The organism is Bacillus sp. A01H (genome assembly GCF_045277205.1).
In the GTDB taxonomy this organism is placed as follows: Bacteria; Bacillota; Bacilli; order Bacillales; family Bacillaceae_G; genus Bacillus_A; species Bacillus_A paranthracis.
In genome coordinates, this window is the sequence record NZ_CP117702.1 from 3,211,355 (window position 1) to 3,231,643 (window position 20,289).

Genomic DNA, 20,289 nt, shown 5'->3' on the forward strand with positions numbered 1-20,289 from the left:
GAAACTACAGAAGTACTTACACCTACCATTCCCCCACACCAGTTTGTCTTTTACAGGCAGTTACTCTCCCTTCCATCTTCCTCATATTCACCTAATTTTGATGTAAGAGTCCTACTACCTGGGATAAAATATGATGCCATCCAATTCACAATTATTTCTTCCAACTCTGGATGAAGTGGCTTTCTTGCTCCTTCTTCATAATTCTTTTTAAAATCTAATGCTTTAAACTCACCTTCAAAAACTTTCAAACTATGATCCATATTTTTTATTACATATACTTCAGAATCACCTTTCACATAATCACTGATCCGCTTAGCTCTTTCAGGGTCAGCCTGAATATCTTTATCACCAGCGATAGCTAGCACTGGACATGTTACTTGTTGTAAGTCTTTATAAATGTCATGCTGAAAATGCTCTCTAAACCATTTTGCGTTCATCGGTTTAAAACCAACTTTAATCGTATCTTTTTCTGTATTCATCATTTTCTCTTTTATTTTTTCCATCTGCTTTTCTCCACGTTTCTCCACATTGAGAAGGCGCATTAGTTTTCCCTTTATTCCTTTTTGTTCTTTTAATTCTTTATAAGCAATTTCTCTTTGTCTTTTCGTAGCCTCTTCTAATGATTCCGCAGCTCCTGTAAGAAGGATAAGCCCATTTACTGGTGTTCTTGCGTTTACTACAGTTGCCAACATACATCCTTCACTATGACCAGCCAAAATGATATTTTCTGGATCAACAAATGGTTGTTCTTTTAAATACGTAATCGTAGACTCTATATCACTAACTAAATCCCACATTCCAGTCTTCAGAAATTCTCCGTCACTCTTTCCTACTCCGCGTTTATCAAAGCGGAGCGTCACTACCCCAAGTCTCGCCATTACATGCGCTAAATCTTTATATATGTTCGCCTCAAGCTTTAGCGGTACGATCATTCCATCACGATCAATCTCTCCAGATCCCGCGATAATGACAACAGCCGCATACTTCCCATCAGCTTTTGGTTTAGTGAGTGTACCTTGCAAAGTAAACTCACTATTGATCGCTACTTCATATTCATCAAAAGTCATCATTTTGTCCCCCTATTCTTTTATATCCAATTTAAATTTCAAACTCGTTATTATATTTTTATACTCTCTTACATCTTTCATTGGAGCAAAAACTGGATTCTCTGCAATACTTTGTAACATGCTTCGCTTTATAATCTCTTCATTTCTAACTGTTTTAGCGCCGAGCGGAAACTCTGCAAACCATCCGTCAATCGCATCAAAATAGGAATCGCCATGTAAATGCAGACTATTTACTGTGAAGCTTGCCGCACAAACTGCTGCATATTTCCGTAACATTTCTAATGCTCTTTCAAAATTGCCTTGCATACAATATACTTGCGCAGCAGCATAGTATACTTTTAAAGTCATATTAGGATGTAATGTTTCTATTTCATATATATCTATTAACATAAAAGCTCTATTCAAAATCACCTCTACTTTTTCAACGCTTGAGGCATTTACTACTACATAATTCGGTATTGTCGCAACGAGTTGTATTAAATGTTGGTACATACTAATTTGCATTATTTCATTCGCCTTTTTAGTATTTCCAAGCATTTGATACGCCTGTGCGATTAAATCTTCCTCTGGAACGTTAGGACGTATCGTTTCACCAAGCAATTGCAATACTTCATTCGGTTTATTGAGTATAAGATAGCAAGTTGCCTGAAACGATACCGCCTCTTTCACAAGAGAAACATCGTCACTTTCTTCCTGCACTCTGCTAAAGAGATACATTGCCTCTTCTAAAATTTCAATTCTTTTATCCGTATCCTCTGTTAACATATGGTGATTAATAAAAAGTAGTCCCATTTGAAGTAATAACGGAAAACAAGAATAATATTTTTTGATTATTTCTCTGCACTCCATCATTACTTCATCAAATGGTTTTTCACTAAAAGCTTCCGCTAGTCTATGATATAAATCCTTAATATCTTCCTGTTCCATTTGCGGTGTATAACAGATTAGTTCGTCTATACTTATATTAAAGTACGATGCTAGCAGTGGTAAAAATGTAATATCCGGATAACTCTGCCCCGTCTCCCATTTGGAAACAGACGCCTTCGTAATACCGATATACGCCGCTAACTCTTCCTGTGTAATTCCCTTTTCTTTTCTCTTATCCGCAATTACTTTATGAATGTTTATCTCCTTCACATCATCACCTCATACTTTTATTATATGCTTTTATTTCACACAAAATATGGATTTAAAGTCGACTTTCGTTAACAAAATCAACCGTTAGGAAACATGTCTCTAAAATCAAAGGCAGGGACATATTTGATATGTCCCTGCCTTTTTATTGTGGGGTACCGATACATAGCCATCTAGCTAAGAGTTTGAAGTGCCTCAAAATCAAACATTTCATCTCACCATAGTTTTCTATGGGAATCCATTGAACAGCTTATTTACATAACTTTCGTTATTGGAAGTTGGATAACTTTGCCCATCCCCCGAAAAAGGGGAATAATACAGGTTTGACTATTTCTATCTTTTTTATTAACTTTAAATTTATTTAAATAAATCGTTTTAAATATTCGCCAAATATTTTATTCATAACTTTGGGGGTGTTTTCTAAATAAACATTAATTTGTTCAATGTTCGATTCAAATTTATCAGAGCTACTTTCATCTGTTGGAAAATCAGATATTCCTTTTATAATAATACACTCAACATCATTCTTCTTACAGATATAAGCAATTGCGCCCGCTTCTGTATCGGCTATTATTATTTCGTTTTCTTTAAGTTCTAAATAGTCCTTCCACATAACTACTGCTTTATCAGCGGTGCCAATTGTTCCAGTATAAAATTCATTTCCATATTTCGATAAATCAATATCGACTATGAAGGATTGTTTAATAAAAGGCTCAATTTCTTTTACTGTACAATCATATTGAACAGCTTTATCGGGTACAAAAATATCCAAATTATTGAACTTATTATCTATTCCTGCACATGTTCCAACAACGATTACTTTAGTTAAATTAAATTTGGAAATCATATACTGATTACCACCAACACCATTTACTTTTCTTACACCGGTACTATAAAAAACAAGTTTAGTATTATTAATTGTTCTCATGAAATACTCGCCATAAGGATAACCAAAACATTCGCTGTCTTTTATGCTAAAGTATTCCAATGTCGCTTCATATTCCCACTTGGTTGCTATACTTATTCCTATCATCGACTTATCACCCTACAATATTCTAAATTAAGCTCAATACCTTCCATAGCTTTATTCCCCTTTTTTTTTGGGAGGAATGGGCAAAGAAACTCATATAGCATTATTCTTTTTTTGATTTATAAAGTCCTTTTCTTATTGAACTATCTTTCCAGTTAGTCGAATAAGAACTATCTCATTTTTCGGGTGAATATCGTATACATGTAAAGTTAACATAACGTCTCATTATCAGTAGCAATGAAAAAAGGATAACCCTGCTCTCACAAGAGAATCTTCTTTTTTAGTTCTATAAATCTATACATTTTTTATACATTCCTATCCTAACGCGGTTTTAGTGTTCGTGTATGTTACTGGATTAGCAAAAAAAACTGTATAACATCTTGCAAACTCTTAGCGTAAGATTCCCCCAAAATATTGGACCCCAATACGTGCTTTCTTATGGGTATTTCTTGCCCCCATTAAACAATCTTCTGTCACTTGTCTATCTTTAAGGGTAACGCACCGAGCCTTTGTCCTCCTCCCAAATCCAAACAAATGATTCATATTACAGTCTATTTCAAACTGAATATTCAATCTTTATTCATTTTAATATAGGTATGTAAATAAAAGGGATAATCAGCCCCATAATGGACTAACTATCCTATAAATCTTTATCTAAAGTTAATAAAACTAGAACTTCTTTCCCTATGTATATTTACTTCGTTACCTCACCAAACTGCGCTCTCGTCACTTTCGCCAAGTCATCCACTTTCAGCTCAATTTGTATACCTATTTTTCCGCCGCTTACTATCATCGTTTCAAGTAATTGGGCACTCGCATCAATACATGTAGAAAATAACTTCTTCATTCCGACTGGTGAACAGCCGCCGCGAATATATCCTGAAACTTTCGTAATATCTTTAACAGGAATCATTTCAATTTTCTTTTCACTTACTGCTTTTGCGGCAGCTTTTAAATTTAGTTCCTCATCTACCGGGATGATAAACACATGATAATTTTTACTATTCCCTTGAGCGATTAACGTTTTATATACTTCTCTCACTTCTCGTCCAATTTTCTCGGCTACTGATACGCCATCAATTTTCCCATCGTCTGGATTATATGACATCATCGAATATTCAATTTTCTCTTTATCTAATATTCGCATCGCATTTGTTTTATCTTTTTTCATAGTGATCTCCTTAAACGGTTATTTCATATTATTAAGTTTTATTATACACCCTTTTCCATTTCTCCTACATAACTTCACGTATTTTTCAAAACTAAAAATATTGATAATTCAAAAATCATCTGATATAATTTGGAAAAACTTATGTTAAGGAGAGATTTGTAATGCAAAATTTTAATACTTCTTTCCAACTTCATCATCATACGTAACGCCGTGTATCCGAAGAAAAATTTTTCTTCGTGGGTACAGGGCTTTTCCTGTTGACCCACGAAGCGTTCATAAAGCTATGTGGGTATTTTTATACCTGCATAGCTTTTTTTAATTTAAAAAGGAGTGATTACAATGGAAATGAGAAATGTAAAAGGAACGAAAGACTATTTACCAGAGGAACAAGTACTACGAAATAAAATTAAAAGAGCGTGCGAAGACACGTTTGAACGATACGGATGTAAACCGTTAGAAACGCCGACATTAAATATGTATGAGCTTATGTCTTACAAGTACGGCGGTGGTGATGAAATATTAAAAGAAATATATACACTTCAGGATCAAGGAAAACGCGCACTTGCCTTACGTTACGATTTGACAATTCCATTCGCAAAAGTTGTGGCAATGAATCCAAACATACGCCTTCCTTTTAAACGGTATGAAATTGGGAAAGTATTTCGAGATGGCCCTATTAAACAAGGGAGATTTCGTGAGTTTATACAATGTGACGTTGATATTGTCGGTGTTGAATCTGTCATGGCAGAAGCGGAACTTATGAGCATGGCGTTTGAACTGTTCCGAACGTTAAACTTAGAAGTAACGATCCAATATAATAACCGCAAATTGTTAAATGGTATTCTTCAGGCCATTAACATCCCTACTGAATTAACAAGTGACGTCATTTTATCATTAGACAAAATCGAAAAGATTGGGATTGATGGCGTACAAAAAGATGTATTAGAGCGCGGAATTTCTGAAGAAATGGCTGATACGATATGTAATACCGTATTATCTTGTCTACAGCTTTCAATTGCTGACTTTAAAGAAGCTTTCAATAATCCACTCGTTGCCGATGGAGTAAACGAATTACAACAATTACAGCAATATTTAATCGCACTTGGAATAAATGAAAATGCTATATTTAATCCGTTTTTAGCGCGAGGACTCACAATGTATACAGGTACCGTATATGAAATCTTTTTAAAAGATGGATCAATTACATCTAGCATCGGTAGCGGTGGTCGTTACGATAATATTATTGGAGCATTCCGTGGTGATGATATGAACTATCCAACAGTCGGTATTTCATTCGGTTTAGACGTTATTTATACAGCACTATCACAGAAAGAAACAGTATCATCTACAGCGGATGTATTTATCATCCCGCTCGGAACAGAATTACAATGCTTACAAATCGCCCAGCAATTACGTTCTACCACTTCCTTAAAAGTCGAACTTGAACTAGCAGGACGCAAATTAAAACGCGCCCTTAATTATGCAAATAAAGAGAATATCCCTTATGTGCTTATTATTGGGGAAGAAGAACTTAGTACAGAAACTGTTGTGCTGCGGAATATGAAGGAAGGTAGTGAAGTGAAGGTTCCACTTTCTTCTTTAAGTAATTATTTGTAATACGAACCACCCTCGTTTGGGTGGTTTTTCTATTTTATAAATAACTCATAATTAGTTAACATAAAAAAATTACATTCTACTAAAATCTACAAATATATAATATCCAATTACCTATTATTTTTGGTAATATATAGATATGAATTATTTTAGGAGGATTCACTTTGAAAACCTACATCCAAGCACTAAAGTGGACTACAGGGATCTATCATCTTTTATTACTTCCTTGTTATTATTTATTTCTAAGTCACGTTAACCTATATGGGATACCTTTACTTCTATTGATTGTGTTGCATATCACTACTATTTTATTAGCTAAAAAAGTAGACATGAATACGTACCCTCATTACATCGGCATTATCGTTACTCTAGTTGCCTTCTTTCCTTATATAGTAATCGTTCTACATATTATAGCAGCCATTTTCCTTTTATTAGATGCGGCTTCTATGAATGCAAAAGAAGTGTATGATTCATAACAGGATAAAATGAAACTTTAATCAGTAGAGTTTTGAAGTCAGTTAGCAAATTGCAAAATTTACATAATAACATTATTGCTAACACCCAAAAAGGATTTACTTTTTAAGTAAATCCTTTTTCAAATTACCCTCCTTACCCCAGACCAATAAAAGAATATTCTGTTTAATTTTATGAATTTCTAAATATTTATAAAATATTCAAATTAACATACATTTTAGTTATATAAAAAACTAAGTGTAAAGGAGATGAATTCATGCTAAAAAAAATGATAGTAGGTGCAGTGGTAGCCATTTCATCATTAACTGTAGGGTTAGGATCAGTATCAGCTAGTACCGAAAAGGGTTATTCGATTACCTCTTTTGAATATGTAACTGTAGATGAAAAGACTGTAGATTCGTTTAACAAATTGGATGCTCCATCAAAGGAAGACATAAAAATAACTTTAGTTCTACCGAAACAAAATCAAAATGGAAACTGGTTATCTTATGGATTTTCGACCAAAGAAAGTTTAGAGTCTTTTATTAAAAAAGATAAACAAAGGTTGAATCATACAATCACTCCTCTTGGTGTCGGAGGAAGCGGACCTAATAATACAGATTTCTATGAACATGCAAATAAAGGTGGCGAGTATTTTTCTCTTAGTAGCGGTTTTAAAAATTTGCCTCTTAGTTGGCAAAATAGAATTTCTTCTGTAAGTACAGCATCCCCTACTGCTAGCTATTCAACAACGCTATGGGAACATACTTCAACTGAAGGATATGGAAAAGGTGTTGTTTTTAAACACGCTGATTGGTATGGCAAAACTGTAAACTTGCATGACTTCGCAATTTCAGCAGTTGATGTTAAAAAGTAAAAACATGAAAATAAAAGGTGTCTTCACATATGGAAAACACCTTTTATTTCTACAACTCTTTCCTATTATTTTTCGTATTCCTACTCTCCAAAACTTTCTCCATATTATGAGTCGCCCACTCCATCATTAATAGAATCATTGGACGAAGCGATTCACCAAGCTCCGTTAACGAATATTCTACTTTTGGAGGTACTTCACGGTACACTTCACGATGTATGATGCCATCTGCTTCAAGTTCTCTCAGCTGTAATGTTAACATTCTTTGTGTGATATTAGGTTTTAATCTTTTTAATTCATTAAACCTCTTTGTCCCATCTAATAGATGATACAAAATAACCCCTTTCCATTTCCCTCCAATGACCTCAACCATCGCTTCAACTGGACAAGAATATTTATTTAAAAATGGGTAATTTACATTATTTTCGTTTGAACAATCCATAATAAATTCCTTCTCTTAACATTAGTATCTTTTTTGATACTATACCACGTCAACTACCTCCACTGAGATAAAGCCTTTCAGTGGGGGCTTGAGTTAGAACACTAGGTCTTTTCGTCTATTACTAGACAGTTTGACGCTCTAGCACCCATGCCGCCCTATGGTAACACCCCAAGTATGTTTTTGGTTGGTACTGGCAACGAACGATTGTTTTCCCACTTGCACCACCCTTTCGAAAAAGAGCAGTTCTTCCTTGTGGAAGAAGCCACCACTCAGATGACTCCGGCGTGTGCTACAAGCCCCGACAAGTCGCGTACACATGGATGGTTGACGCACCCACTAAGCTATGCGTGAGGCAACAGCCTTACGTTTTTGTACTTCTAATAGAATCGGCGTTTTCACTTTCAGATTGTCATCCAATTCTACAACTTTTGATTTTTTCAATGTATTCAGGGCACCATTAATATCAGCATGGATACATGTTCCTGCTTTACTTTGGTAAAGACCACGCGTGATCCGTTTGCCACTAAAGCGATACTGCGTCCTATCGTCCTTAGAGCAAACTGGAACCGGATCTTTATCCAGAAAACTAGCTTTTGAAGTATAGCTTTCTTCTTGTTTTAAAAAGCGGATACCTTCTTTTACACATTTATTCTCAATTGCTGCCATCAGTTTATGGAACGGGATTTGCACAAATGTTTGATTATTCTTTTTCCCCATATGAGATTTTTGTTTCCAACCAGCGTTATACCCTACGACAATCGTATCTATATCAAATTCTTTCACCTTTTTGAACAACAAGCCTACCGTTTGTGCAATGTAACCGTTTATTTGTCGGTCCCGTTTATGCCAAATTGCAGCGATTTTGTTCGTTACAACTCGTTTGGAAAGTCCATTCTTCATATTTTTCTGCTGGAGGTTACCTATCATTTTGTTGAAGTATTGATTTATGGATTTAAGTTTTTTTCCATCAATTAAGAAGGTATCACCTGTATTGGTCACGCAACTTACTAATCTATCTACACCTAAATCGCAACCTAAAGCGTTACTCGTAGTCGTGGATGGTTTCTTCATTTGAGACACATGCACTTCATATGTGTAATGCACCTCAAAGAACCGACCTTTTTGCTTCGGTACAATCTCAATGTAGGAAATTTTTTTATTTATTAAGTTTTTCGGCATACGTATTTTAATGGAACCGAATTTTTGTCTAAATGCCACATTCATCGGAATAATCCAATATCCGTTCTCATCCACTTTTGGAACTTGATAGATTTCAATAATTCGTTTGTCAGTGGAACGAGAATAATTTGGAAACTTAGGACGATCTGTGAACTTCTCAGGATGTTTCTTCCACTGTTCCATTGCTTTAAAAAAGCTCTTCACTTCTGTAAATAAGGCTCTACGAATCGCTTGAACAGAGTTTGATTGAACGCCCGAGTAGTTCATATCAGCCTGCATGGCATTGTCCACTTCTTTTACAGTAGCCATTTTATTATCGTTCAAATAACTTTGTTTTATCGTGTACAACCCAACATTTCGCAACGCTTTTGAACTATGCGACATGCGCTGCAGTAAGCGAAATTCTTTAGCTGTGAGGCAAGCTCGTCCGATATGCTGTTTCTGCGTGAATCGTTGCATAGTTTCTCTTTTCTTTTGTTTCCGCAATACTTTCACTGCTTTCTTTCTAGCCATCGTTTTCACCACCTTTCTTAGAAAGTTCATTAAGCGTATTCATTACTTTTGGCTTAAGTAGCTGAGTGATAATCATTATCCTATTTCGTCGTCTTACAATTTATTTCCTTCTTATCTACATTATATTGTAAGACAAAAAGAAACAAACATTCGCCCTAGGAAAATTATTAGGAGCGAAACAAAAGAGTGCAGCCTACCTGCTAACGGCAATTCATCTCCACCTGAATTATTGGGCTTCACCCGTAACACAAATCAGATAGAGTCTTCTTGCCGGAAAGGATAAATGTGCGTACTTGTTTCTATGTTACTTTAAAAATATAATTTGGTTACAAAATAAATTAATGAAAAGAGGAACTTTTATGACAAATACAAATCAAATTACAAAAGAAAAAATTATGGAAGCTTTTCATTTCAGACATGCATGTAAAGCGTTCGATCCTATGCACAAAATTTCAGAAGAAGATTTTAAATTCATTTTAGAAACAGGCAGATTATCCCCTTCTTCTTTCGGATATGAACCTTGGAAATTTGTTGTCGTACAAAATAAAGAATTAAGAGAAAAACTACAACCATATTCATGGGGCGCTGGTGGGCAACTTGCAACAGCTAGCCACTTTGTCATTGTTCTTTCAAGAAATATTAAAGATATGCATTATGATGCAGATTATATTAAACATATGATGAATGATATTATTGAATTACCTGAAGACGCGCAAAAAATTAGATATGAATTCTTCAAAAAGTTCCAGGAAACAGATTTTAACTTATTACAATCTGATCGTGCTGTATTTGATTGGGCATCTAAGCAAACTTATATTGCTTTAGGGAATATGATGACGAGCGCAGCTCAAATCGGGATTGATTCTTGTCCAATAGAAGGATTTGATAAAGAGAAAGTAGATTCTTTACTTCGTCAAGAAGGCATTATCAATGGAGATAACTTTGAAGTATCTGTTATGGTTGCCTTTGGTTACCGTAAAGAAGAGCCAAAACGTGATAAAACAAGACAGACTATGGATGCAATTGTTGAATGGATTGAATAAGATAACATGCGCTCCTTATAGCTGTATACTCATACGAAAAAAGTAGAATTTCATTTCTCTTATGTATGAAATTGGTTTTTCATGGAAAGATATATTAGTATGTATGCAGTTTAAACACTCTATTTATTAGAGTTGGGCAGGAGGAGAATGAATATGTCTGATATTGAAGTTGGCGAAGTGTTTACTCTTAGTGATGAGAATAACGAAGAGCAAGAAGTAGAAGTGCTTGGAGCGATGGATGTCGAAGGCGCTGAATATATTGCAGTTGCCTTTGTTGAAGATATCCAAACAGAAACCGAGGAAGACATTGATATTTTCTTTTTAAAAGTAGAAGAAGATAGTGAATTCTCATACATTGAGAATGACGAGGAATTTGAAAAAGTATCTGCTGCGTTTGAAAAGATTTTGGATGAGCAAGAGCAAGAATAGAATGACACACATGAGGACGGATACATATCCGCCCTCTTTTTTATTCATCACTCATCCAAAGACTTATGCAGCAATTCCAGTACATCTTTCATCACAAAAGGACCGTCTTTTTTTACATGCTCAGCAAATTCAGAAACGAGACGTAGTGTACTCACACTTTCAACCGGATGCTCTCCTGAAGCACTTTCAGCAGAAAGCATAACAGCATTCGTTCCGTCCAGTACAGCTTGAAACACATCAGTTACCTCTGCCCTTGTTGGAATAGAATGATCTACCATAGATTGAAGCATTTGTGTTGCTGTAATAACATATGTATTCGTTCGATTACATTCCTGAATCATCATTTTTTGCAAGAGCGGAATAAATTGAAACGGTAACTCAACTCCTAAATCTCCCCTTGCAATCATAATTCCATCTGCTTCTTTACATATATCTTGAAAATTTTCAATCGCTTCCATCGTTTCTATTTTGGCAATTAAATTAGGTGACGTTTCTTTATATTGTTGTATGAAATCTCGTATTTCTTTTATATGACTAGGTTTTCTTACGAAAGAACATGCGATAAAATCAACACCTTCTTCTAAAAGAAACTGAATATCTTTTTTATCTTTCTCTGTAATAGCTGGTAAACGAACGATTGCGCCTGGTAAGTTCACCCCTTTATGAGAGGAGATATTACCACCTGTTTTCACCTTCGTTTCTATTTTATCCGTACTTACTTTCTCAACGATTAACTCAACTTCACCATCATTAACTAAAATTCTACTTCCGACTTTCACATCATTCGCGATTCCTTCATAATCAACACTTGCTTCCGTACTACTCCCTGTAACTGGTTGCGTATGCAAAATAAAAGAATCTCCCGCCTGAAGTGTAATTTGTTCTCCTTTCATTTCACCTAACCTTATTTTAGGACCTTGTACATCGCCTAAAATTTTAATAGAATCATCTAACGATTTCACTAAACGAATGATATCTTTATGACTTTCATGCGTCCCATGTGATAAATTTAGCCGAACAATTTTCATACCATTGCTTATTAACTGCGCTAACGTTTCTTTATTATTACTTGCTGGCCCAATTGTACAAATTCGATCGATTGTCATTTTTATCACCATCCTTTTTCATTATGATTCCCATAAACTTTCATTACACTCTCAACATAAAAAAAGCCTACTCCCACAAGTAGGCTTTTAAAACTACGAAAGTTTTGTTAATAATTGATTTAAATCTTTTTTCGTTTTCGTCGTTAATGACTTCATTTTAGTAATATCTATCTTTTCTTTCTCCGCCCCTACAATTAACGGATACATACTTTGTCCAATTGTTTTATATTCAGCTGGGTGTGATGTTTCTAACTCTTTCTCAATTACATCCCACTTTGCATTAATTTGTTTTCCAAGTTTATTTACTGTTTCTAATTTCGGATTAGCAGCTAATTGCTTGTCTAAGCTATCAATTAATGCCGCAACTTCTTTTACATTTGTTTTCACCGCTACGTTTTTCTTCGGATCTTTCGTTGTTTTTCCGTCTGAGTTTGTACTTTGATCTGTTGTTTTCCCGCTAGTCGTTTGATCATTCGTTTTTCCTGTCGTCTCTTTTTCTTTTGTTTTTACATTCTCGTTTTGAGTTGACGTTTTACCGTTACTTTCTGTTCCTAATGATTCTTTCGTGTTTTTTGCATCTTTATCTGTTTTTTCGTTGGAAGAAGTATTTGTTTCTTTGTCAGTATCTTTCGTTGTTTTTGACGCTTCATCTGCACTTGTCGTTTTTGATTCTCCTTCATTTTGCGCTGTTACTTGCTCTTTCTTTTCTGTTTCTTTATCTGCTGACGGACTACAAGCTGCCATAGTAAGCATTGTACCAATTGTTATCGATGCGATAGCGACCTTTTTCATTTTCATATAAATCCCCCTATGTTTACGTTTTTATCCTCCCCTTTACGATTCGATTTCCCCTTAAAAAATCCCTTTTCATACGAATTACCATTTTTCCGACAGTAATCTTCATAATAATACGTACAAAAACTGATAAATCAATTTGAATATTCGAGTTTCTTCTACTTCATTTTTCTTCTCTTTACTAAAAGAAAAAGAGTATATTGTCACATGAAGAATTACGATCTTCATATGACGATATACTCTTCTATCAAATTTTTATCTTTCTTGACATTTTATTTATACAAAAAAATAAAATTTTCTTTCGTTTTTTTGTTTCTCAACAATTGTTAACATAATATATTTATGAGTAACCACCATTCGAATGAATAACTTGCCCAGTAATCCATTTCGCTTCTTCACTTACTAAAAAAGATATTAAGCGCGCAGCATCCACCGGCTCTCCTACTTTACCTTGCGGGAACTTCCATACTAAATGATGCTTCAGCTCCTCTGTAATCCATCCTGTATTCGTCGGTCCTGGATCAACAGCATTTACTGTAATCCCCTTCTCCATCGCAACTGGTGCTACTGATTTTGTAAATGCTTCAATTGCTCCTTTCGTTGCTGCGTATGCTAATTCATCAGGCATCGGCCCTAGTGACTGTCCTGAAGTAAGGTTAATAATACTTCCACTCGCCTTGCTTGCATACTGTTTTATAAATAATGAACTTAATAACATAGTAGCCCGAACATTAACCGTATAATGTTTATCTAACTGTTCTACATTTAATTCCTCAATTCTCGTATGAGTAGCATACGCTGCATTATTAATTAAAATAGATGGATCACCTAACCGTTCTGATACCATATAAAACAAACGATTGGGCGAATACGACTGCGATAAGTTGATTTCTGCCATTTCACATCGAACACCGTAACTTTCAATCTCCTCTTTCAACAAAAAGGGCTCTTTGTCATGCATTCCCCACGGCATCGCTTTATCATACTGAGACCAGTACGTGAAAAAAATGTCTATTCCTTTTTGAGCAAGCACCTTGCATACAACTGCACCAATTCCATTCAGACGAGTGGCCCCTGTTACAATTGCTATTTTCTTCACCTTTTCTCCTCCACCTATGGATAAATCCTCTGCACGAATACAGAGGATCTATCTTTTTATTCAATATTTGACAATATACGTTCTGCACCTAATTTTAAAATTTTAATAAAGATATAATTTACAATCGTAAACATTACAAATAAAACGATAAACATAACCCACAGTCCCACTTGAAGGAAGAAGTATAATAGACTTACTCCCGCTACAATAACTAAAGCTATTAAAATATTAGCTAAAAAATTCCACAAAGTTGTATAGCGACTCTTAAATAATTTCTGCTCTGTATCCCAATGTATATCTGCAGTTTGTGCATCCCAGCGTGTGCCGATTAAATTAATTAACAATAAACCGTTCGCACTTAATAAGAACCAAAGAACCATAAATACTGGAGAAATTCCCGCTACAACTGCCATCGTAATACCGAACACTGCTAAAATAATTACATTAATTAACCAAGCAGTGATCGCTTTCGCAAAAAAGATATCCGAAGCTTTTACTGGTAAATAACGATTCACAAACCAAGAGCTTCCATCACGTGAGAATGAAGTTGTTGCGATGACGTTACTTCCCATTAAAAATAGAGAGGCACAAAGGCCAACACCAATTGCAAGTCCTGCTGATTTTGGATTATCAATATATCCCGTGATCCATTTTAAATTCCCATCTTGCACGAATAAAATGAAGAATAACATAATCGGCATAACGAAAGTTTGTACGATACAATTTAAGAAGAATTGTGGTGTACGGAATAACGTTTTAAATTCTTTTTTCACATATGCTTTCAAATGTGAACTTTGTACCGTAGATTTCTGTAAGCCTTCTGCTGAAATGACTTCTTTTTTTGCTGTACTCGTTGAAAGTCCAATAACCCCTTTTAAATATGTACGCTCTGCAATGTAATAAAACAACACAAAAAATACAAATGAAATAACTGCAAAGATTATTACGTATAAAGGACCCTTCCAATTTGCATTTTCTACTAATGCTACTGCTCCAAAATATGTAGTTGGAAAATAGTTTGTCATTTGTACTAAAAGAGAAGACTGGTTGTTTGCAAGGTAATCCGCAATTGCATCTTCAGAAAACGAACTTTTATTTTTCCACTGCAAAAATACGTTAATTCCTACAATAAATAGTATACTTACGATTCCAATAAATATATTTCCTCGGTCTTTATTTTTCGCTATATTTGTATACCTCATAATAACTGTCATCAGTAACGAAGCTAGTACTAACGGCACAATTGGGAAGAGTAAGTAAATAAAAATCATATATATGTAATATGTAATAAACGCGCCACTTTTTAAACCGTACGTAATAAAGATTGGTAATAAAATAAATGAACTCATTACGTATTGTGTAATTAATACCGTTAAAAATTTGGCTGAAATAATTTGCGCTGGTTTTAATGGTAATGGTAATAACATTTCAATGTCATTGCTGTAGTAAAATACAGTTAAAATGTTCGTAATACTCATTAAAAATACCCATATACTCGCAATCGCAAGTCCCATTGCGATAATCATTCCTGGATCTTGCCCTAAATGTATCATTCCCTCATACATTGCATGCGTGATAGAACCAAACAGTAAAAAGCCGACAAATAAAATAGCTGCAAATGAAAATACATACGCCCATCGCTTCTTCTTATCTGTTATAAAATCTGCATAATTTAATTTCAATAATACTTTCGTTAACGTCCAAATTTTACTCATTGCCCGTCATCTCCAAGAACATTTTTTCAAGTGATTCATTGGATTTAAAATGATCTCTCATTTCATCTAAATTCCCTTTGAACTGAAGGTTTCCCTTATTAATAATCGCGACGCGGTCACATAATTTTTCTGCCACTTCTAATACGTGTGTAGAGAAGAATACAATCTTTCCTTTATCCGCATGTTCTCTCATCATTTCTTTTAAAATATATGCAGATTTCGGATCAAGCCCCGTTAACGGTTCATCTAAAATCCATACATCTGGCTCATGCACGAGCACACCAATAATAACAATCTTTTGTCTCATACCGTGCGAGTAACTTTGAATTTGATCTGATAAAGCATTATAAAGATCAAATTTCTTCGCTAAGGACTCAATTCGTTCTTGGCGTACTTCTTTCGGCACTTCATACATATCTGCCATAAAGTTTAAATATTCAATTCCCTTTAATCGTAAAAACATATCTGGACTATCTGGGACATAACCAAACGTCTTTTTCGCTTCCATCGGATTTTTCATAATATCTATACCGTTAATCGTAATCGTCCCTTTGTCCACCCCATGGATACCAGTAATCATCTTAATTGTCGTTGATTTACCGGCACCATTTGGCCCTAAAAATCCAAAGATTTCTCCGCTAGGCACAGATAAACTTAAATCTTTTACTGCATAGGTAGAACCATTATAACTTTTTGACACATTCATAATTTCAATCATTCCATCCAATCCTTTCCTTAATTACCAAATAACTATATTAACATTATAGCATACTTATATTTTTATATTTTTGTATTTTTCAGTTTTTAACCTTTAAAATAAATATACAGACCTAACCCAACGATTAAAACGACAGCTAGTATAATATAAATCATCGTAAGCCTTCTAATATTCCCCTTTGTCGCTTTACTATAATTTGCATCACCCTTTCGCCCAATTAACACCGTCGCGACTACAGTAATGACTACAAGTAATACAACGATCATGATCCAATTTAGCATACCTTCCTCCCCCTCCTTACAACCATTTTACAATATTATCCTCTTTATTTCGCAGTATATTTCCTCTTTTTACTATTATTATGAAGCAAACTAAAAAACTATTATTACCATTCCTATCCATATGTGATATATTTATAACATAAAGTGATTTATTTCTAACATGATAAGGAGGAACTATCATAAAAACAACTTGGATAAAATATTTAGGATTTCTCGGTTTCTTCGGTTTTCTTGGCTTTTTTTATGAAAAAGGATTGTTTACTATGTTTTGTTTCTTCTCCTTTTTCACCTCATATAGAACGGTTCAACACGATGAACTGTTTGAACAAATCGTCAATAAATCGTGCCGCAATGCCTTTATCGTTACGTTACTAACTACCGCTATCATTATGTTCATTGAAATGTTATTTCCAAACCCGGTGCTACAAGAGATTGATATCGCTCTTATTTTCGGCACACTCATTCTTACGTTTGGTTTTTCTATGTTCTTTTACGATAAACCTGTTGACGAAATGGAAGATGCACCATGGCGTTCGTAACGAAAATAAAAGAATACCGCGCCAAATTGAATATGACGCAAGAAGATTTAGCGAAACAAGTTGGTGTACGTCGTGAAACAATTAACCATCTCGAAAAAGGAAAATATAATCCTTCCTTGCAGCTTGCTCACGATATTGCGAGGGCACTTCATAGTACGATTGATGAAGTTTTTATTTTTGAGGATAAATAAAAATACCGGCATTCTTTTCACAAAGAATACCGGTATTTTTCATTTATACAACGATCACCCATACAAAACCGCATGAAATACGCCCAACAGTAAATATTGGTCTTCTATATAATCTTCATCGTATACATTCATCTCGATGTGATACATATCTTCCTCAAGACGAATATTCCAATCTGCAATTACATAGCCTTTTCGTAATAATTTTCCCATCCCAAAAGTAGTTTTATGAACAACAAATTCTTCTCTCTTATATGTAAAGGTAAATAAGAAATTTGCATCCAATAACTTTCCGTCACATACAAGTATTTCATGCTCTGCATCATGATTATCTTTATATGTTACTAAAATTCTTCTTTGACGCTGCCTACTTACATCCTTTGCAATGACGCGAATATTGTCCTTACTATCCTTTATTTCATAAATAATATTACTACCGACTTTCGGAATGAAATCTAGCACTCTCATCAACGTATTTTTATAATATCCCCGTACTGTGCCTACTCTGTCGCTTTCATTGTAAACCTCAATAGGCACCGTATCCGCTTTACTATCACACAGTCGTTTGTAAGAAAGCTGCATCACCCGCTCTCCTCTTAAGTACTGATCAAACGTCACAGGATATTCTAACGCGCGCAGTTCTTTATTTAACTCATATAAATAACGCTGAACACTCTCCACTAATGCTGTAGTAGAAATACATTCCTGAACCTCAAATTGTTGCCAACTGGAAGAAACTCTCCATTGATTGTCCTCTTCATAGAAGAAACTAAGAATTGTCTCATCACGGTCAGGCGTTTCATAATTCATATGTACATTCTGCCCGTGCTGCACTTGCTCCATCCACTGCCCTAAATAAATGCCAAGCTCTGCGACCTTCATGCATGACTTTTGAAAAAGCACGCTGTCACTCACGCGAATCGTTACATCCCCTTCGATAAAGCCCTTTGAATAAGCATCATACCGCCGTTCATCTTTCTGTGGGATATTCTTGTCTAACTCAAATAAAAATGTTAACATCTTTCACTCACCTCTAGTTATTACACCGATCGTACCTATAAAATGAACGCAACTCAAATTATATCGACGATTTTGCCAATATATCTACCGTAACTTAAAATATATCAACGATTTTTTCGATATATCGACGATTCGACAAAGAATATCGACTTATCAACAAATATCGACACGATTAAAATGAAACTACCTTTTCTTCCGCCACTTCTACAAGTTCTAAAATTTGCAGCAGACTCTTCACTTCATAAGTCGGCTTAACACTTGCCTTATTCTCTTTCAAACTCGGATTATACCAACACGTATCAATGCCGTAATCTTCTCCGCCTTTCATATCAGAAGTGAGCGAATCTCCAACCATTAGTACACTTGATTTATCCGTAATCCCAAACTTTTCAAATGCATAATCAAAAATCTCACGTGCTGGTTTTTGATGACCAACCTCTTCTGAAATAATAATATGATCAAAGAAATTACATAAAGGCGAATTTCCGATTCTAGATTGTTGCACCTTCGTATATCCATTCGTAATGATGCCTAGCTTGCAATCTTGTAGATTCTCACATAATTGCACTGCACCTTCTATAAGATGTACTTCTTTCCCTAAGTTTTCAAGATATACATCACTAAATTGCTGTGCATCTACTTCTATATTATGAAGTGCAAATAATTGTCTAAATCGATCTACCGCTAATTCACTTAACGTAATCATTTTATTTTCTAAATCTCTCCATAACCCATTACTAATCTCTTTATAACTTGCAAGATAATCAGTATACCCTGTAGGCATACCAAACTGTACAAACGCATTATGTAATGCGTGTCTTTCCGTTTCAGGGAAATCTAATAATGTATCATCTACGTCGAATAATATAACTTTGTATTTCATGATGTTCTCCTTAGTTCCTATTTTAAAAGCTTCGTTCTCATTGCTTATAAGTTTTTATATATTTCTTGATGAAGCGCTTTAACCCGCTCTTTATAGAATACACCTTTATCTTTTATTTTCAAATGTGCTATAAATAAGTTTGCTAGCATGACAGCTGTATCTAGTCTATAAAATAAACTAACGATATGAGGGGTAACATTAAAGATACTATCATTCTTATATCCATCTTTAAATTCATCCCAACTAATCTCATTAGTTTCAGCTATTCTCATTAACTCCAGCAATGGATGACCAATTAAAGCGTTATCCCAATCAACTATTGCTTTAACTTCTCCATTATACCCGATTAAATTGGCTGGTCGAATGTCCATATGTAATAAGCATTTTACATGATCTGCTGTACTAAGAATATGTTCAATTGTTTTTGTATCTGGAAGTTTAATTCCACAGTTCGTAATTGTATTAAACCCTTCTATCCGTTTCACAATTCTTTCTGCTATATACTTACTAATCGGCTCTTTAATATTTTTCTCGTAATGCAAACCATCAATTGGCATGCTATGAAGCTTGCTCACTAACTCTCCTATTTTGTGCGCAGAAATTGGCATATGATCAGTATACACACAATCCGAAATTAAAAAATCAAGTTCGACAGAAAGATGCAATCCGTGTATCTTTGGCACCGAAATACCTTTTGAATGACAATACTTAGAAAGCTCTGCTTCCTTTTTCAATGAAATCCGACTATTAAATAAATCTTCATTTATATTTTCTACTTCTCTTTCCCACGGCACTCGAAATGCCAAAGACCCCTTTTCTGAATCTCCTCGAAAAACAATATTTTGCACTCCCGTTCCAATCACCTTTAAATCCTGAACAGCTAATTCCTTATAATCTTGACTTAGTATTGTTGCTAGCTTTTCTCTTAACCCCTCTGCTTTTCCACGTGTATGAATCATTTTATCCCCCGATTCGTAAGTTCTTTTCATTCATTCT

The 20,289-nt window shown here is 34.8% G+C and carries 22 protein-coding genes; 7 read left to right on the plus strand and 15 right to left on the minus strand.

Translation table 11 applies throughout. The features are described 5' to 3' along the window. Window positions 1-50 precede the first annotated feature (50 nt). The 4 genes from PSR14_RS16935 to ybaK form a co-directional block, all read right to left on the minus strand. Entirely contained in the window at window positions 51-1,067 is a 1,017-nt protein-coding gene (locus tag PSR14_RS16935) for a S9 family peptidase (protein ID WP_073541216.1), read from the minus strand. Between the two features lie 12 nt (window positions 1,068-1,079). Next, a complete protein-coding gene (locus PSR14_RS16940) occupies window positions 1,080-2,204 on the minus strand; it encodes a helix-turn-helix domain-containing protein (RefSeq protein ID WP_000659036.1) in 1,125 nt (374 codons plus the stop codon). Window positions 2,205-2,562: 358 nt separating this feature from the next. Next, window positions 2,563-3,234 (minus strand): hypothetical protein, encoded by a 672-nt coding sequence (locus tag PSR14_RS16945; protein ID WP_000579419.1) that lies wholly within the window; start codon window positions 3,232-3,234, stop codon window positions 2,563-2,565. A 691-nt stretch (window positions 3,235-3,925) separates the two neighbouring features. Next, window positions 3,926-4,402, minus strand: coding sequence for a Cys-tRNA(Pro) deacylase (ybaK, locus tag PSR14_RS16950; RefSeq protein WP_000710876.1), 477 nt, complete (start codon window positions 4,400-4,402; stop codon window positions 3,926-3,928). A gap of 339 nt (window positions 4,403-4,741) precedes the next feature. Here ybaK and PSR14_RS16955 point away from each other — a divergent pair, with 339 nt between their 5' ends. From PSR14_RS16955 to PSR14_RS16965, 3 genes are all read left to right on the plus strand, one after another. Next, the gene (locus PSR14_RS16955; RefSeq protein WP_073541218.1) at window positions 4,742-6,019 is read left to right on the plus strand and encodes a histidine--tRNA ligase; all 1,278 of its coding nucleotides are present in this window, start codon (window positions 4,742-4,744) and stop codon (window positions 6,017-6,019) included. Between the two features lie 161 nt (window positions 6,020-6,180). After that, window positions 6,181-6,492 (plus strand): hypothetical protein, encoded by a 312-nt coding sequence (locus PSR14_RS16960; RefSeq protein WP_000860710.1) that lies wholly within the window; start codon window positions 6,181-6,183, stop codon window positions 6,490-6,492. 254 nt (window positions 6,493-6,746) lie between these two features. Beyond that, on the plus strand, window positions 6,747-7,346 hold the full coding sequence (locus PSR14_RS16965; RefSeq protein ID WP_000914519.1) for a hypothetical protein: 600 nt from the start codon (window positions 6,747-6,749) through the stop codon (window positions 7,344-7,346). Window positions 7,347-7,395: 49 nt separating this feature from the next. Here PSR14_RS16965 and PSR14_RS16970 read toward each other — a convergent pair whose 3' ends face one another. Then, a complete protein-coding gene (locus tag PSR14_RS16970; protein ID WP_000340663.1) occupies window positions 7,396-7,785 on the minus strand; it encodes a helix-turn-helix domain-containing protein in 390 nt (129 codons plus the stop codon). Window positions 7,786-8,121: 336 nt separating this feature from the next. Next, window positions 8,122-9,477 (minus strand): RNA-guided endonuclease TnpB family protein, encoded by a 1,356-nt coding sequence (locus PSR14_RS16975; RefSeq protein ID WP_073541221.1) that lies wholly within the window; start codon window positions 9,475-9,477, stop codon window positions 8,122-8,124. 359 nt (window positions 9,478-9,836) lie between these two features. Between PSR14_RS16975 and PSR14_RS16980 the strand changes: the two genes are divergently transcribed. Together PSR14_RS16980 and PSR14_RS16985 are read left to right on the plus strand one after the other, a co-directional pair. Next, window positions 9,837-10,520, plus strand: coding sequence for an NAD(P)H-dependent oxidoreductase (locus PSR14_RS16980; RefSeq protein ID WP_061536094.1), 684 nt, complete (start codon window positions 9,837-9,839; stop codon window positions 10,518-10,520). Between the two features lie 147 nt (window positions 10,521-10,667). After that, window positions 10,668-10,949 (plus strand): DUF1292 domain-containing protein, encoded by a 282-nt coding sequence (locus tag PSR14_RS16985; protein ID WP_001997837.1) that lies wholly within the window; start codon window positions 10,668-10,670, stop codon window positions 10,947-10,949. Between the two features lie 47 nt (window positions 10,950-10,996). On the opposite strand, the gene PSR14_RS16990 is transcribed toward PSR14_RS16985, so the two are convergent. From PSR14_RS16990 to PSR14_RS17015, 6 genes are all read right to left on the minus strand, one after another. Further along, the gene (locus PSR14_RS16990) at window positions 10,997-12,067 is read right to left on the minus strand and encodes a pyruvate kinase (RefSeq protein ID WP_073536287.1); all 1,071 of its coding nucleotides are present in this window, start codon (window positions 12,065-12,067) and stop codon (window positions 10,997-10,999) included. An 81-nt stretch (window positions 12,068-12,148) separates the two neighbouring features. Beyond that, the gene (locus PSR14_RS16995) at window positions 12,149-12,853 is read right to left on the minus strand and encodes a hypothetical protein (RefSeq protein ID WP_073541224.1); all 705 of its coding nucleotides are present in this window, start codon (window positions 12,851-12,853) and stop codon (window positions 12,149-12,151) included. A 337-nt stretch (window positions 12,854-13,190) separates the two neighbouring features. Further along, window positions 13,191-13,949, minus strand: coding sequence for an SDR family oxidoreductase (locus PSR14_RS17000; RefSeq protein ID WP_000716986.1), 759 nt, complete (start codon window positions 13,947-13,949; stop codon window positions 13,191-13,193). A 56-nt stretch (window positions 13,950-14,005) separates the two neighbouring features. Continuing rightward, the gene (locus PSR14_RS17005; RefSeq protein WP_000036874.1) at window positions 14,006-15,664 is read right to left on the minus strand and encodes a putative ABC transporter permease subunit; all 1,659 of its coding nucleotides are present in this window, start codon (window positions 15,662-15,664) and stop codon (window positions 14,006-14,008) included. Next, window positions 15,657-16,382 carry an ABC transporter ATP-binding protein gene (locus PSR14_RS17010; protein ID WP_000570055.1) on the minus strand — a complete coding sequence of 242 codons (726 nt, stop codon included), beginning with the start codon at window positions 16,380-16,382 and terminating at the stop codon, window positions 15,657-15,659. The genes PSR14_RS17005 and PSR14_RS17010 overlap by 8 nt, the downstream gene beginning before the upstream one ends. An 86-nt stretch (window positions 16,383-16,468) precedes the next feature. Next, window positions 16,469-16,663 carry a hypothetical protein gene (locus PSR14_RS17015; protein ID WP_000935861.1) on the minus strand — a complete coding sequence of 65 codons (195 nt, stop codon included), beginning with the start codon at window positions 16,661-16,663 and terminating at the stop codon, window positions 16,469-16,471. A gap of 179 nt (window positions 16,664-16,842) precedes the next feature. On the opposite strand from PSR14_RS17015, the gene PSR14_RS17020 reads away from it, so the two are divergent. Together PSR14_RS17020 and PSR14_RS17025 are read left to right on the plus strand one after the other, a co-directional pair. Then, window positions 16,843-17,202, plus strand: coding sequence for a DUF3796 domain-containing protein (locus PSR14_RS17020; RefSeq protein ID WP_000859221.1), 360 nt, complete (start codon window positions 16,843-16,845; stop codon window positions 17,200-17,202). Further along, entirely contained in the window at window positions 17,190-17,393 is a 204-nt protein-coding gene (locus PSR14_RS17025) for a helix-turn-helix transcriptional regulator (RefSeq protein WP_000896292.1), read from the plus strand. Before PSR14_RS17020 ends, PSR14_RS17025 begins: the two co-directional genes overlap by 13 nt. A gap of 54 nt (window positions 17,394-17,447) precedes the next feature. Here PSR14_RS17025 and PSR14_RS17030 read toward each other — a convergent pair whose 3' ends face one another. From PSR14_RS17030 to PSR14_RS17040, 3 genes are all read right to left on the minus strand, one after another. Continuing rightward, the gene (locus PSR14_RS17030) at window positions 17,448-18,410 is read right to left on the minus strand and encodes a hypothetical protein (RefSeq protein WP_000955097.1); all 963 of its coding nucleotides are present in this window, start codon (window positions 18,408-18,410) and stop codon (window positions 17,448-17,450) included. A gap of 172 nt (window positions 18,411-18,582) precedes the next feature. Further along, the gene (locus tag PSR14_RS17035) at window positions 18,583-19,293 is read right to left on the minus strand and encodes a YjjG family noncanonical pyrimidine nucleotidase (protein WP_000875919.1); all 711 of its coding nucleotides are present in this window, start codon (window positions 19,291-19,293) and stop codon (window positions 18,583-18,585) included. 44 nt (window positions 19,294-19,337) lie between these two features. Continuing rightward, complete coding sequence (locus PSR14_RS17040; protein ID WP_033670767.1) at window positions 19,338-20,282, minus strand: phosphotransferase family protein; 945 nt, start codon at window positions 20,280-20,282, stop codon at window positions 19,338-19,340. Window positions 20,283-20,289: the final 7 nt, after the last annotated feature.